Raw genomic sequence first — 14,696 nt, forward strand, 5'->3', positions numbered from 1 at the left:
CAAGTGTCGCGGCTTGTTGATCCGTTACGAAAAGAAAGCGAAAAACTATCTCGCCCTGCTTCAGTTTGCCTGCGCTATGCTTTGGTTTCGCAGATTGGCTCAGAATGCCTTTTGAGATAATTTCTTACAAAAAGGAGCATCCGAATGTCGAAAGTAATTGCAATCATGTCTATGTCGCTAGATGGCTTTGTCGCCGGCCCGAATGACAGCGTGTCCGAAGTCTTCGATTGGTACTTCAGCTCGGGAAATGTTGAAGTCCGCACAGGGGGACCGGATTCGATGACATTCAAGGTGTCCGAGCCGAGCGCTGGGCACATTCGTAGTCTCACCTCCGAGCTGGGGGCAGTCCTTACGGGACGACGCACTTTTGAAGTTGCTGGAGGCTGGGGCGGGAATCACTCTTGGGGACCTGCCTTTGTCCTGACACACAGCATCCCTGCTGGCTGGCCGCGTCCGAATTCAACGGTCCATTTCGTGACGGACGGTATCGAAAGCGCTGTGGAGAAAGCGAAAGCCGCCGCGGGTGGAAAATCGGTCGGAATGCATGGTCCCGATACCATCCAGCAATGCATCAAAGCTGGGCTCCTGGACGAAATTAGCGTTGATATAGCCGCGATCTTTCTGGGTTCCGGAGTCCGCCTCTTTGATCACCTCGCAGGTACAAGGGCCGCACTTGGGAGCCCGGCGGTAATTCAAGGTGTCGGCGTGACGCATTTGCGCTACCCGGTGAGTTATGCGTAAACGCTCACTGCATGAGAGTCGAACAAGCTCAAGGCGTCGATAGGTCTGAGCCCCGCCCAACGAACGCATGCTGAGAAACAAGCGGCGATTTGGCAACATAATCACCGCGCTGGTGAAGAAAGCGGTCAGATAAAGCTTAAGCATCGCCATATACATCCTTCTAAGATATATTAGCCACAAAGGTCACAGAGACTTTTGTGGCTACATTTTTCGGCATATTCGTTAGCCATTTAATTCAACATGGTATTAGCTGACTAACTACCCCATTGTTAAGCCTACTCGTCGCGCCGAAATTTTAGACCAACTACTTGCAACGCCGAACGCAACAAAGGGAAGTCACTCGGACCTATGCCGTGCAAATCTAAAATCTCCTTTTCAGAGTAGCTTGCTAGGATATCCAAACTTGTGATCTTGGCAACTGCCAGCGCTCGTTTGACTGGTAAGGCAAGTTTTGCTGGAAAACCTTCGGGGAGCGGCTTTGCAACAAGTATATTTTGATCTACCCTATCCTTAATTATTTTTGTGATTAACGTAATCGGTAACGCGACATCGGACGAGAACAGGATTGCGCCTTTTATCGTCTGATAGCCTACAAGTTCCTTTGCATAGGCTTTCTTAAAATGGTGACCCCGCGGATATAAAGCAACGCGCTCTCCAATTCCAGCAAACCAAACTAAACTATCGTGCAAGATATAACCAGGCATATCATTGCTGATTAATTCGCTAGCCTGTGGCGCGAGACGTCGAATGAGCTTTCGAATCTCACTTAATTTAGCGCGTAGAGGTTCATCAAATGAGGCGATATATGCGTCTACTTTTTTATCTTTATTCATTCTAAAATATTAGTGCGGATGTTCTTTATCGTCAAGATTTTTGAAATTTCCCCACCTTCTTCGCCTCTTATTTTCTGCTTGACATACTAGAACGCACGTTCTATAATCGGACATCTATTATCTTAATTAACTTAAGGCAGATACAATTAATTTATCCACGGAGAAACGATGTCAAACAAACTTTCAATTACAAAACTTCGTAAAACATTCAAGCATGTGATCGCGCCCAAAGATGCAGATTATGACAAAGCGCGAACCGCTGTCGCGGGCGATATTGACCGCCGCCCTGCTGTCATCATCAAGGTGACGAATGTAAATGAAGTGGCACAAGTCATCGCGCTTGTAAAAGAAACGGGACTTGAACTCGCCGTCCGCAGTGGCGGACACAGCGCGTTCTGCGTCAACGACGGCGGGATCCTGTTGGATGTTTCGCTGATGAAAAATTTGCAGATTGATGCGAACACAAAAACCGCGTGGGCTGAGTCGGGGCTCACCGCCGCGGAATATACGCGTGCGGTTGCCGAACACGGTTTCGCCACAGGCTTCGGCGACACGGGTTCGGTCGGCATTGGCGGCATAACGCTTGGCGGCGGCGTTGGCTTTCTCGTCCGCAAGCACGGGCTGACGATTGATAATTTGCTCGCCGTGGAAGTCGTCACCGCCGACGGAAAAATTTTGCAAGCCGATGAATCGAATCACGCCGATTTATTTTGGGCGATGCGCGGCGGCGGCGGAAACTTTGGCGTGGCGACGAAATTCAAATTTCAATTGCAGGATTTGGGTCAAGCGTACGGCGGAATGCTGTTCCTCCCAGCCACAGCGGAGACAGTCGCTTCTTTCTTAAGGGAGGCTGATTCGGCTCCCGAGGCATTATCCACCATTGCAAACGTGATGACCGCGCCCCCGATGCCGTTCCTGCCCGAGGACGTGGTTGGCAAGCCCATCCTCATGGCGATGATGTTTTATGCGGGCGACCCTGCACAAGGCGAACAGGCGATGACTCCGTTCCGCAATCTCGCCACACCCTATGCCGACATGCTCCGCCCGATGGCTTACCCTGAAATGTTCCCGCCAGAGAATGGAGAGTATCATCCCATTGCCGCAAACCGCACGATGTTTTTGGATTACGTGGATGTATCAGTTGCTGAAACCATCTTGAGTCACTTGAAGAAATCAACAGGCATGATGGCGGTGAGTCAACTGCGCGTGTTGGGCGGAGCGATGACGCGCATCCCAGCGGATGTCACTGCGTATGCTCATCGCAAGTCGAAGATTATGGCGAACCTTGCCGCGTTGTATCAAGACCTGAATGAAAAATCCGTCCACGAAACATGGGTGGATGAATTTGAGAACGCCATTCGACAAAGCGACAAGGGCAAGTACGTCAACTTCATCAACACTATCGGCGAGAAAGAACTCGAAGCGGCGTACCCAGCCTCCACGTTGGAAAAGATGCGCCACGTCAAAGCGAAATATGATCCCACGAATCTATTCCGCATGAATCAGAATATCTCTCCGTCCAATCAATAAGGAGTTTCGAGCATGGATACAAATTCGTGGGTAAAAGAAATTACGACGGTTACTTTGTTTGTCGAAGACCTGCCTGCGACAAAACAATTTTATTTACAGATCTTTGGGTTGCCAGTAGTTTTTGAAGATAAAGATTCGTGCGTGTTCAAGTTCGGGAACACGCTGGTCAACCTTTTGAAATCTAGCGAGGCAAAGGAACTCATCGAACCTGCGAACGTGGGGAGCCGTGACGCTGGCCCCCGCTTTGTCTTCACGATTGGCGTTGACGATGTGGACGCAATGTGCGCCGAGTTGGCGACGCGCGGCGTGAAACTGCTGAACGGTCCGATGGATCGCCCGTGGGGTGTGCGGACCGCTAGTTTTATGGATCCCAGCGGTACTATTTGGGAGATTGCGAAGTAACATAAAAAACTCCGTGACTCGGCGTCTCCGTGGTTCAAAGCAAGAGACTCGTAGGTCAGGCTCTTGTGCCCAGATATGGGTATGTAGCCTGACACCCTCCATATTTATGAATGGCGGGTTGAAAACCCGCCCTACAAATACTTATGCAAGAGGTCTAATAAAGGAAAAATCTCGTGAAAACTTTTTATCAAATCTTAGCCAATACCGTGATTGCCAACGTCACCAATATGACCGTCTGGTTTGCGATGATCTTTTTTATGTATCTCGAAACGAAATCGGTCACCGCCACTTCAATTGTTTCGGGCATCTTCCTTGTGTTCACCGCTGGGTTGGGGATATGGTTCGGGAGCCTGGTTGACCACAACAAGAAAAAGAATATGATGATTCTTTCGGGCGTGATTTCACTGCTCATTTACATCGTCGGCTTTGGAATCTATCTCGCCTTCCCCGCCGAAACATGGAAGAACCCAACCAGCGTCACGCTCTGGGTTTTCAATGTGCTTCTATTGGTTGGCGTGATCGCAGGCAACATCCGCTCGATTGCCGTGCCGACTCTCGTCACCATTTTGATTCCCGAAGATGACCGCGCCAAAGCCAACGGACTCGTCGGCACAGCCTTCGGCATCGCATTTTTAATTTGTTCCGCCATCAGCGGTTTGTTGGTGGGCGCGGGCGGCATGTTCTATGTGTTGATCCTTGGAATCGTGATGATGGCGCTTTCCATTTTTCACATGTGGACGTTACAAATTCCAGAAAAAGAAATTGTGCATCTCGAACAACAACCCAAAGTGGATTTGCGCGGCACGTACGCAGTCGTCGCCGCCATCCCTGGTTTGATGGCGATGATCCTCTTCGCCACCATCAACAACTTTTTAGGCGGCGCGTTCATGGGACTCATGGATGCGTACGGCCTCTCGCTCGTTTCGGTTCAAACATGGGGCTTGCTTTTCGCAGTCATCAGCACAGGCTTCATCGTCGGCGGGATGATCATTGCAAAATACGGCTTAGGCAAGAATCCATTGTTCGCCATGTTCGCCGCCAACATCGTTATATGGATCGTCTCCGCCGTCTTCACCATTCAACCCTCCATCATTCTGCTGGCAGTCGGCATGTTCATTTATATCAGCGTTGTGCCGTTCATCGAAGCCGCTGAGCAGACGATCCTTCAGAAGGTGGTCCCGTTTGAACGACAGGGACGCGTCTTCGGGTTCGCGCAAAGCATTGAGCAATCTGCCGCGCCTCTGACGACCTTTCTAATTGGTCCAATTACTGAGACATTTTTCATCCCTTTTATGACGACGGGCGCAGGCGTCGGCTTGATCGGCAGTTGGTTCGGGACAGGTCCCGCGCGCGGCATTGCGCTGGTCTTCACGGTGGTAGGTATCATCGGCTTGATCCTCACCGTTATTGCGATGAACTCAAAATATTACAAGTTGTTGTCTGATAGATACATGGACGGCGAAAGCGAGTCGCCAGCCTTGCCTGAAGGCGAGTTGGCGTAATGCCCTCATCCCCAGCCCTTCTCCCAAAGGAAGAAGGGAGAAGGGAGTCTTGTCCCCTCTCCCTTCGGGAGAGGGCCAGGGTGAGGGAAAAGGAGATTTTCATGACCACCAAAAGCCCCGCATTCGACCTCGCCAACATTGGCGCGCCCGCCACACGCGCGTTGACTCACGAAGGCTACACAACCCTCAAGCAGTTGACCAAAGTCTCCGAAGCGGAGTTGGCTCAATTGCATGGGGTCGGTCCGAGGGCGATACGTATTTTGAAAGAGGCGTTGAAAGCAAGGGGCTGGTCGTTCAAGCCAGCCAAAGCAGGCGAGAAGTTGAAGAAGAAAGGCTCGCCCGTCAGCCGCATGGATGTAGTGGATGAATTCCTTCGGGGTTTGAGTCACCCACTCAAAGCGGAGGTAGAGGCGGTGCGGGCGATCATCAAGGGCGCGAGCAAAGGTATCAATGAAGAAATCAAATGGAAAGCGCCATCCTTCAATTACAAAGGCGAGTATTTGGTAACGTTTAATCTGCGTGATGTAAATCGAATCCATCTTGTTTTTCATAACCCGATGATTGCAAAAATAAAAAGTGATTTGCTCGAAGGCGATTACAAAGACAGGCGCATGATGTATTTTGCGAACATGAAGGACATCACGGCAAAGAAATCTGAACTTGAGAAGATTCTCAAGCAGTTGATAAAATTGAATTCATAAGAAAAACCATCCCGCACATCGTCCTGATGTCCTTCGGGAGGTTGGTTTAGATGTTGTAATACCATCAAATCATTCGTAGTCAGGCTTTTAGCCTGACGCTCTCTTGAAATTTTATTCATGGCGGGTAAAAAACCTGCCCTACATGACTAATGAACTGAGGAGAATCCATGCCACAAGAATACATCGAAATTCGCGGCGCGCGCGAAAACAATTTGAAAAATGTCTCACTGCGAATCCCCAAGCGCAAGATCACAATTTTTACAGGCGTATCGGGTTCAGGGAAATCGTCCATTGTGTTCGATACGATCGCGACCGAATCGCAGAGATTGATGAACGAAAACTTCAGCATGTTCGTGCGGAATTTTCTGCCGAAGTACGGACAACCCGACGCCGACTCGATTGAAAACCTGAGCATGTCCATCGTGGTGGATCAAAAACGCATGGGCGGCGGTTCACACTCGACGGTTGGAACCATTACAGACATCAATACTTTATTGCGTTTATTATTTTCACGGCTCGGCAAACCGCATGTTGGCTCTGCCAATCTCTTCGGCTTCAACGACCCAAAAGGGATGTGCCCCGATTATAACGGACTGGGTCGCAAACTGGATGTGGACTTGAATAAATTGTTGGATACATCCAAGTCGTTGAATGAAGGCGCGATATTATTCTCCGAATATGCGGTGAATGGATGGTATTGGGGTCAAATCATCAGCACAGGCTTGTTCGACCCTGATAAGAAGTTGTCCAAGTACACAAAAAAAGAAATAGATGATCTGTTGCACAGCGAGCCGATAAAGATTAAGACCAAAGTTGGCGCAAAAGATTTCAACATGACTTATGAGGGCATCGTCACGCGCTTCACGAACAAATACATCAAACGTGATTTGAAGACCATGTCGGCGCGGACTCAAAAGCAAGTGGAGCCGTATATGACGATGGGTCCATGTCACCTGTGCAATGGCGCAAGGTTGAGTCAGGCGGCGTTGAAGAGCAAAATCAACGGCTATAACATTGCAGATTTGACCGCGATGGAAATTCCAGAGTTGATCAAAGTTGTGAAAACATTCAAAGAACCTGCGGCGCAGTCCATTGTCAAAGGCTTGATTGAACGCCTGGAACATCTCGTAGACATTGGGCTCGAATATCTCTCCCTCAGCCGCGAAACGGACACTTTGTCGGGCGGCGAGTCGCAACGCGTGAAAGTAGTCAAACACTTGGGAAGCAGTTTGACGGATGTGATTTACATCTTCGATGAGCCGAGCGTGGGCTTGCATCCGCGCGATGTGCATCGAATGAACGAGTTGTTGCAAAGACTGCGCGACAAAGGCAACACAGTCATCGTCGTCGAACATGACCCCGACGTTATCAAAGCCGCTGACCATATCGTGGATGTTGGTCCAAAGGCTGGCACGCACGGCGGCAAGATTGTCTACGAAGGCAGTTTTGCGAATTTGCTGAAAACAAACACGCTGACAGGTAAGTTCATGAATCAGAAAGTCCCGCTGAAAGATGAGTTCCGCAAGGCAACGGGCAAACTGCCAATCAAGAATGCAAAAGTGAACAACCTGCAAAACGTCAGCGTGGATATTCCGACGGGAATCTTGACTGTCGTCACAGGTGTGGCGGGTTCGGGGAAAAGTTCGCTGATCAACGAAGTCTTTTTGGCGCAACATGCTGATGCGGTTGTGATTGACCAATCCGCTGTCGGAGCCAACAGCCGTTCCAACCCTGCCACCTACACAGGCATTTTGGATGATGTCCGCAAGGCGTTTGCGGCGGCGAATAAAGTGCAGGCTTCGTTATTCAGTTTCAACTCGAAAGGCGCGTGCGAAAATTGTCAGGGGCTTGGCGTGATCTACACCGATCTGGCGTTTCTCAGCGAAGCCAAGACTCCCTGCGAAGTTTGTGAAGGCAGACGTTTCAAAGATGAAGTGTTGAAATACAAACTGAACGGGAAAAATATTTCGGAAGTCTTGGCGATGAAAGTGGAAGAGGCGTTGGAATATTTCCAGATTCCCGAAGTGACAAAGAAATTGCAAGCTATGAGTGATGTGGGACTTGATTATTTGAGTCTGGGTCAGCCGTTGAGCACGTTATCTGGCGGAGAATGTCAGCGCATCAAACTTGCTAGTGAGTTGCACAAAAAGGGAAGCGTCTACATCATGGACGAACCCACGACAGGCTTGCACATGTCCGATATTGGGCATCTAATGGAAGTCATCAATCGGCTCGTGGACACTGGCAATACGGTTGTCATCATCGAACATAATTTGCATGTGATCAAGAATGCGGATTGGATCATTGATATGGGTCCCGAGGGTGGAAGCAAGGGCGGTACAATCATCTTCGAAGGCACGCCCAAGCAACTGGTCAGTGCGAAGCGTTCGATCACGAGTGAGTATTTGAGGAATTAAGGATTGATGTTACGCAGTCTAGCCACAGACTGCGTAAGCGAGCGGAGTCACAGAGAGAAAAAATTATAGGATTTCTCAGCGTCTCTGTGACTCCGCGGCAAAAAACGTAAGACGAATTAAGGAGATTAGTTATGACAAGCTTAACTCCATCCCAAGAGATTGACAGACAGATCAAAGAGCTAGGCAGTGACTGGCGCGGCAAACTGCTGGCGCGTATGAGAAAACTGATCCTTTCCGCCACTTCCGATCTTACGGAAGATTGGAAGTGGGGCACCGCCGTATTTGTCTCCAAAGGAAATGTGGTGGCGGCTGGGATTTTCAAAGATCACGTCAAATTGAATTTCTTCAAAGGCGCGTCGCTGAAAGACCCGAAGAAATTGTTCAACGCTGGTCTGGAAGCGAAAGGTTCGCGCGGCATTGACCTGACCGAAAATTCAAAAATAGACGAAGCCGCGTTGAAAGAGTTGATCCGTGAGGCGGTGGCGTTGAATTCGGCGAAGAAGAAATAACATATATAACCTGTCACTCTGAGGGAGCGTTGGTTGCGACCGAAGAGTCTCAGATGATCGTGCAAGAGACTCTTCGCTATCGCTTAGAGTGACATGCAAACAACCATGTCCTTCGATTTCAAAATCCGCCCATCAGACTCGCCGTTGGTTGAAGCCGTGTGGCACACGGAAACAATCGGCAACGACGAATCGTTCATGTCCACAGCCGAGAGCCGCTGGGAGATGGTCATCACAAAACATCTGGGCAAATACACCTTGAGCATCCGCGGACCCGAAGCGAAGGCGTCGCGGGCGCAAATCCCAAATGGTCATGCCGAATATTTCGGGATCATTTTCAAACGCAGTGTGTTCATGCCGCATCTGCCGAAACAAAATCTTGTCAACGAATCGATTCACCTGCCGCAGTCCACGCGCAGCGCGTTCACGGTCATGGGCGGCGTGTATGAAATTCCCAACTTTGAAAATGCGGATACGTTCGTGACCCATCTTGTGCGGCAGGATTTGTTGAATCGCGACCAGGTGGTGGATGACGTTCTGCGCGGCGCGACTCAGGGTCTGTCTGTTCGCAGTTTACAGCGGCGTTTTCTGCATGTGACGGGTTTGACTCACAAGACATTCCAGCAGATCGAGCGGGCGCGTCGGGCGTTGACCATGTTGCAGGCGGGCAAACCAATCGTCGACGTGGTGTTTGAAGCGGGCTATTCCGATCAGCCGCATCTGACTCGCTCGTTGAAATTGTTCGCGGGGCAGACTCCGTCTGAGGTGGTTAAATCCAAATAACCGTAGGTCACGTTTATAACGTGACAGTCACGCTCAAAGCGTGACCTACGGAAGTTGTCGTTTTTATTCAAGACAACTTTTTCGAGCGGAGATACGATGGGGGCATCAAAGAACAAGGAGATTTGAAATGAGAAAATTAATTGTATCCACACAAGCAAGCATGGACAGCGTGATCGGCAACGCGCACAATTGGGCGTTCGATTATGTCAACGATGAGTTTTTGGCTTATGCGCGCGAACAACTTTTTGCAACCGATACGTTGGTGATGGGGCGAGTGACCTACGAAGGCTTTGTATCGGCATGGCCCGCGCGCGCTGGCGTTGACGATTTTGCAGATCGAATGAACAGCCTGCCGAAATATGTCGCTTCACGGACCTTGAAAGAACCGCTCACTTGGAATTCAAACCTAATCAAGGGTGATGTCACAAAATCAATTGCCGATTTGAAGCAGGGATCGGGTGGTTATATTTTGCAATACGGAAGCGGCGAATTGACGCGCACACTGCTCAAACATGGCTTGATTGATGAATTTCGAGTGATGGCTTACCCTGTGGCAGTTGGAACAGGACAGCGTCTCTTTGAAAACATTGACCAAACCGCCATGAAACTTTTGGAAGTGAAACAATTCAGCACAGGTGTTTTGGTTTTGCATTACGAGCCTGTGAAGAAGTAGTCTCAGAGACTCTTTGCTCTAATCAGAGCGACATTTCAATTTTGAACGCTGATTTCGCTGATACAATCCAAAGCGAATCGGCGTTTTCTAGTTGTAAAGGAACATCACATGAAAATTCATTTGATTGACGGCACATACGAATTATTTCGGGCACATTTTGGTGCACCACCAAAAAAATCTTTGAGCGGACAAGAAGTAGGCGCAACGCTGGGACTCGTCCGCAGTTTGTTGATGTTGCTCCAAACTGAAGGCGTGACCCACGTCGCTGTGGCGTTTGACCATGTGATCGAGTCATTTCGCAACAAGATGTATGCGGGCTACAAATCCAGCGAAGGCGTTGACCCGATCATCTTGAATCAATTTGAGATCGCTGAAAAAGCGGTCGCCGCGTTGGGTGTGCCTGTTTGGTCAATGGTCAAGTTTGAAGCGGACGATGCGATTGCGACGGCTGTGACAAAATTCAAAAAAGAAAAATCTGTGGAGCAAATCATCATCTGTTCGGTGGACAAAGATTTGACTCAAATGGTGGATGGCAAGAAAGTGGTCTGCTGGGATCGCCGCCGCGAGATTACTTTGGATGAAAAAGGCGTGGTTGAAAAATTTGGCGTGAAGCCAGAATCAATTCCCGATTATCTTGCGCTAGTTGGCGACTCTGCCGATGGCTACCCTGGCATCAAAGGCTGGGGCGCGGCGTCCACGTCTGCGGTGCTGGCGAAGTACAAGCATATCGAGTCGATTCCCAAAGACCCGAAGAAACTTCCGTTCAGTCTGGGGCGCGCGACGACTCTGAGCGAAAATCTCCAGCAGAATTACAAGGACGCGTTGCTGTTCAGAGAATTGTCCACGCTTCGGCTGGATGTGCCGCTCAAAGAATCGCTCAACGATTTGGAGTGGCAGGGAGCTCGATCAAGCTTGAAGAAAGTGTGCGCAGAATTACGGGAGGAGAGAATCGTCGAGCGGGTGAAAAGGTGGCGTCGCTCGACAAAATCATCCAAGCAGAATTGACCTAACCCCGCAACCTACGCTTGAAAACTCACCTTCTCTTTCAACGCTTCAGGTAACTTTGGCAACTTACTACGTTCGATCAAGAATGTCGCAAGTTCTGTGATCTCACGGAAAGCGTAATGCTGGCTCAACGTCCCTTCGAGGTAGCCCGCCCCGCTGGTGCCGCCCGTCCCCGCGCGGATGCCGATCATCCGCCGCACCATCGAAAAATGGCGGTACCGCCAATTCGACAATAACTCGTCGATCTCCGAGAGCGTGTTCAACAACTCAAATGGATACTGAAAAATCGGCATTTCGCGGTACAACGTGATGAACAATGCCGCCTGCAATGCCTTCGGCGTCAGATCGCCGCGCCCCTCGGCGAATAAAACTTTCTCGAACTCCGCAAACCTCCCGCCCTCCCCCGCCGACAGACTCTCGCGGTACGCCTCGCGGTAATCGGACCAGAACTTATCCGCGCCCGCCCCGCTGGTGGAAATATACTCCGCCCAATACTGCTCCTCGAAGAACGGCATCCGCTCCAACCAGGAGACCACCAGCCCCTTTAACGTCGGCTCGCCCTCCGCGCGCGTCACATCCAGCATATCGGCTTCCGATAGACTTCCGCGCCGCGTGTGCTTGTAATACTCGCGCTTATGCCGCTCCTCCATTTTCAACCCCAGTTTCACCTCGATCAAACGGAACTGTTTCGACTGAAACCCCGAAGCGGGCAATAGATAATTCCTGAATTCCAAAAAGTCGAGCGCGGTCATCGTCTCCAGCACGCCCACCTGTTGATTAACCAACTCCAAAATTTTCACCACGCGCTTCAACTTGCTCGTTGCCGCGCCCATCTCGCCCGCATTATCGTTGATATTGCCTCCCATGAAAATGCGCCGCACCCGATCCAACTCGAAGATCACCTGCTTAAACCACAATTCATATGCCTGATGGATGATGATGAACAACATCTCATCGTTGCCGTCTTCCACCCTGTCAAAACTGCGCGGATGCTGGCTGTTCAAGATCGTATCGAGCCCAATATACTCGCCGTAATATAGATCGTCCATGTTGGTTTCTCCTTTGTGATACAAGCCTGCCCTGAGTATAATCCCCTTCATGCTCAACGCCCTGATCTTCGACTTCGACGGACTCATCCTCGACACCGAAACCCCCGAATACATCGTTTGGAAAACCATCTACGAAGAAAACGGATTCGACTTTCCTCACGACGACTGGGGCAAAATCATCGGCGGAAACGGACTCCTGGATTTCGACGCGGCGGATACTCTCTCGCGTCTTTCGCAGGGGCGGCTTGATCCGGTTTCCCTACGCGCCCGTCACAGCGTGGAAAGCCTTGCCATGGTTCACGCGCAGTCCATCCTGCCAGGCGTGATCGAAATCATCCATAACGCAAAAGCCCGCCAATGGAAGCTTGCCATCGCCTCCAGCTCACATCACGAGTGGGTGGATACGCACGCCAAACGCCTCGGCATCTTCGACCTGTTCGATGCCGTCATCGCCGCAGACGATGTGGGCGCGGGACGCACCAAGCCGAACCCCGATCTATTTCTCACGGCGCTGAATCAACTTCAAGTCCAGAAAAACGAAGCGGTGGTCTTCGAAGATTCCCCCAACGGAATCAAAGCCGCCAATCGCGCCGGCATCTTCGTCGTGGCGGCGCCCAACCACGTCACCTCACGCCTCTCGCTCGAAGGCGCCGATCTGGTCGTCGGTTCGCTGGCTGAATTGTCGCTGGATCAGCTGGTTGATCTGTTGAAATGACTTTACAAAAGTTGCCGCGCCACAAAATCTTTATTCTGTGCTCTCTGTGGCAAAAACGGTTTTCGCAAGAGGTCTATTGAAACGAGCTCACTGCGTCATCGACGGTATCGAAGATATCGATGAATGTGGTGATGCCTGAAATGTTCAACACCTCGCGTATGCCCCCAGCCACGCCCGCCAGTTTCAACGGGTTGCCCCCATCTTTGGCAAGAATCTTATGCATCACCACAATGGCGCGAACCCCAATGCTGGAGAGCGATTCTTGCGCGCCCAAGTCGAACACAAGGTTCCGCGTCCCATTGGCGTGCGCGTCTTTGGTGATGGCTTCCAGTTCGGCGAAATTATCGAGCGACACGCGTTCGAGCAAGCGGAACACTGTCACCGGCGTGGTCGAGTCCATGCGCGCAATTTGAACGACGCTCATGCGCGCACCAACTCTTCGTACCTTTTGCGCTGGCGTTCTGTGGCAACCACTGTGTTCCGCAATAACATCGCCACCGTCATCGGACCCACGCCGCCGGGCACCGGGGTGATCCACCCCGCCACTTCCTTCACAGTTTCAAAATCCACATCGCCCACAACTTTCGTGCCGCGCGCGCCATCGGACAGGGTGACATCCACCTGATTGATGCCGATATCGATTACCGCCGCGCCAGGCTTGACCATGTTCGCCGTGATCAGCCCCGGCTTGCCAACCGCCACGATCAACGCGTCTGCTTGCCGCGTGTGATACGAGAGGTTGCGCGTGCCGTGATGGCAGATCGTCACCGTGCACAGGTCTTCCACGAGCAACAACGCCACCGGCTTGCCTACGATCTCCGAATGCCCAACTACCACCACTTCCAGCCCGCGCAAGTTCAACCCCGTAGATTTGAGCAGTTCCACCGAAGCGAGCGAGGTGCACGGTCCGAGCGAGGAATCGCCATAGACGATATTGCCAATATTGAGCGAACTCATCCCCTCCACATCCTTGCTGTGATGAATGGTGTTTTCCAATTCCTCGAGGTCGAGCGTGTCCGGCACCGGGCGCTGGAGGATGATGCCGGTCACGCGAGGGTCGGCGTTAAACGCGTGGATCGCCGCGCCCATTTCGCGCTGGGTGATGTTCCCGGGATAATGGCGGTGCTCGAATTCGATACCGACCTTTTCCGCCGCTTTCTGCTGGTTCTTGATGTAGAGCGAGACCGCCGCGCTGTCGCCCACATCGATCGAGACGAGGCGCGGCGTCCAGCCTAATTCTTTGAGTTTTAGCACTCGTTCGCGCACGTCGTCTTTTACGACTTGCGCGAGTTTCTTTCCGTCGATGATCTTGTAATTCATGGAGCCCTTCCTGTGCGGGCACAATGATACCGCAAAACTAAAAAGAGACTGGCGGGAAACCAGTCTCCTGATAGGGCAATCGCATTTGGATTTTTTATCCGCTACTCCTCACGAATTCACGCTAACCTTTCTCGGAAAATTCGCGCAGATTGGCGAAGACTTGTCCTGAGCCTGTCGAAGGATTAGTAGATTCGAAGGCAAAACACCGTGTTTTGAGCCTCGAGATTTTCAAATACGATTACCCTAAGGGTCTGTAAATTAATAACTTCCCGTGTTTTTGTTCGCGCGCAGTTGCACTGCGAGCGGGATGCAGTGCAACTGCATCCCCAACAGGGAATTTATATTTTTACAAACCCTAAGTCTCCTGAGAACAAATAAGAACAAAAATGAACCGAGAAGCCCGCCACGAACACAAAGAAACCCTGGGTCTCCCGTAATTAACGGGAAAGAGCTTCACCACGAAGGGCACAAAGTCTTGCGCTGAGTTCGTCGAAGCGACACAAAGGCAAAAACAGAGCC

At 51.0% G+C, this 14,696-nt stretch carries 15 protein-coding genes; 11 read left to right on the top strand and 4 right to left on the bottom strand.

Annotation, left to right across the window (positions count from 1 at the left end; genetic code table 11):
• Window positions 1–144 precede the first annotated feature (144 nt).
• On the top strand, window positions 145–741 hold the full coding sequence (locus AC16KF_RS12645) for a dihydrofolate reductase family protein (protein WP_484037687.1): 597 nt from the start codon (window positions 145–147) through the stop codon (window positions 739–741).
• Between the two features lie 275 nt (window positions 742–1,016).
• On the opposite strand, the gene AC16KF_RS12650 is transcribed toward AC16KF_RS12645, so the two are convergent.
• Window positions 1,017–1,574, bottom strand: coding sequence for a DUF1801 domain-containing protein (locus AC16KF_RS12650; protein ID WP_484037688.1), 558 nt, complete (start codon window positions 1,572–1,574; stop codon window positions 1,017–1,019).
• 168 nt (window positions 1,575–1,742) lie between these two features.
• On the opposite strand from AC16KF_RS12650, the gene AC16KF_RS12655 reads away from it, so the two are divergent.
• The 9 genes from AC16KF_RS12655 to AC16KF_RS12695 all read left to right on the top strand — a co-directional run bounded on the left by AC16KF_RS12655 (window position 1,743) and on the right by AC16KF_RS12695 (window position 11,093).
• Window positions 1,743–3,104 carry an FAD-binding oxidoreductase gene (locus tag AC16KF_RS12655; RefSeq protein WP_484037689.1) on the top strand — a complete coding sequence of 454 codons (1,362 nt, stop codon included), beginning with the start codon at window positions 1,743–1,745 and terminating at the stop codon, window positions 3,102–3,104.
• A gap of 12 nt (window positions 3,105–3,116) precedes the next feature.
• The gene (locus tag AC16KF_RS12660) at window positions 3,117–3,506 is read left to right on the top strand and encodes a VOC family protein (protein WP_484037690.1); all 390 of its coding nucleotides are present in this window, start codon (window positions 3,117–3,119) and stop codon (window positions 3,504–3,506) included.
• A 173-nt stretch (window positions 3,507–3,679) separates the two neighbouring features.
• Window positions 3,680–5,008, top strand: coding sequence for an MFS transporter (locus tag AC16KF_RS12665; protein ID WP_484037691.1), 1,329 nt, complete (start codon window positions 3,680–3,682; stop codon window positions 5,006–5,008).
• A 101-nt stretch (window positions 5,009–5,109) separates the two neighbouring features.
• Entirely contained in the window at window positions 5,110–5,709 is a 600-nt protein-coding gene (locus AC16KF_RS12670) for a DUF1801 domain-containing protein (protein ID WP_484037692.1), read from the top strand.
• 167 nt (window positions 5,710–5,876) lie between these two features.
• Window positions 5,877–8,126: an ATP-binding cassette domain-containing protein gene (locus AC16KF_RS12675; protein ID WP_484037693.1), complete on the top strand. Its 2,250-nt coding sequence runs from the start codon at window positions 5,877–5,879 to the stop codon at window positions 8,124–8,126.
• 131 nt (window positions 8,127–8,257) lie between these two features.
• Window positions 8,258–8,635 carry a DUF1801 domain-containing protein gene (locus AC16KF_RS12680; protein ID WP_484037694.1) on the top strand — a complete coding sequence of 126 codons (378 nt, stop codon included), beginning with the start codon at window positions 8,258–8,260 and terminating at the stop codon, window positions 8,633–8,635.
• A 93-nt stretch (window positions 8,636–8,728) separates the two neighbouring features.
• Complete coding sequence (locus AC16KF_RS12685; RefSeq protein WP_484037695.1) at window positions 8,729–9,415, top strand: helix-turn-helix domain-containing protein; 687 nt, start codon at window positions 8,729–8,731, stop codon at window positions 9,413–9,415.
• A 127-nt stretch (window positions 9,416–9,542) separates the two neighbouring features.
• On the top strand, window positions 9,543–10,088 hold the full coding sequence (locus AC16KF_RS12690; protein WP_484037696.1) for a dihydrofolate reductase family protein: 546 nt from the start codon (window positions 9,543–9,545) through the stop codon (window positions 10,086–10,088).
• A 108-nt stretch (window positions 10,089–10,196) separates the two neighbouring features.
• Window positions 10,197–11,093: a 5'-3' exonuclease gene (locus tag AC16KF_RS12695; RefSeq protein ID WP_484037697.1), complete on the top strand. Its 897-nt coding sequence runs from the start codon at window positions 10,197–10,199 to the stop codon at window positions 11,091–11,093.
• Between the two features lie 14 nt (window positions 11,094–11,107).
• Here AC16KF_RS12695 and AC16KF_RS12700 read toward each other — a convergent pair whose 3' ends face one another.
• Window positions 11,108–12,142 (bottom strand): tryptophan 2,3-dioxygenase family protein, encoded by a 1,035-nt coding sequence (locus AC16KF_RS12700; protein ID WP_484037698.1) that lies wholly within the window; start codon window positions 12,140–12,142, stop codon window positions 11,108–11,110.
• A gap of 49 nt (window positions 12,143–12,191) precedes the next feature.
• On the opposite strand from AC16KF_RS12700, the gene AC16KF_RS12705 reads away from it, so the two are divergent.
• Window positions 12,192–12,857, top strand: a complete 666-nt coding sequence (locus AC16KF_RS12705; protein WP_484037699.1) for an HAD family hydrolase — start codon at window positions 12,192–12,194, stop codon at window positions 12,855–12,857.
• Window positions 12,858–12,930: 73 nt separating this feature from the next.
• Here the strand turns inward: AC16KF_RS12705 and AC16KF_RS12710 are convergent, their stop codons facing one another.
• Together AC16KF_RS12710 and AC16KF_RS12715 are read right to left on the bottom strand one after the other, a co-directional pair.
• The gene (locus AC16KF_RS12710; RefSeq protein ID WP_484037700.1) at window positions 12,931–13,281 is read right to left on the bottom strand and encodes an STAS domain-containing protein; all 351 of its coding nucleotides are present in this window, start codon (window positions 13,279–13,281) and stop codon (window positions 12,931–12,933) included.
• On the bottom strand, window positions 13,278–14,177 hold the full coding sequence (locus AC16KF_RS12715) for a bifunctional 5,10-methylenetetrahydrofolate dehydrogenase/5,10-methenyltetrahydrofolate cyclohydrolase (RefSeq protein WP_484037701.1): 900 nt from the start codon (window positions 14,175–14,177) through the stop codon (window positions 13,278–13,280). The genes AC16KF_RS12710 and AC16KF_RS12715 overlap by 4 nt, the downstream gene beginning before the upstream one ends.
• Window positions 14,178–14,696 lie beyond the last annotated feature (519 nt).

It is taken from the genome of Candidatus Defluviilinea gracilis, assembly GCF_057138825.1.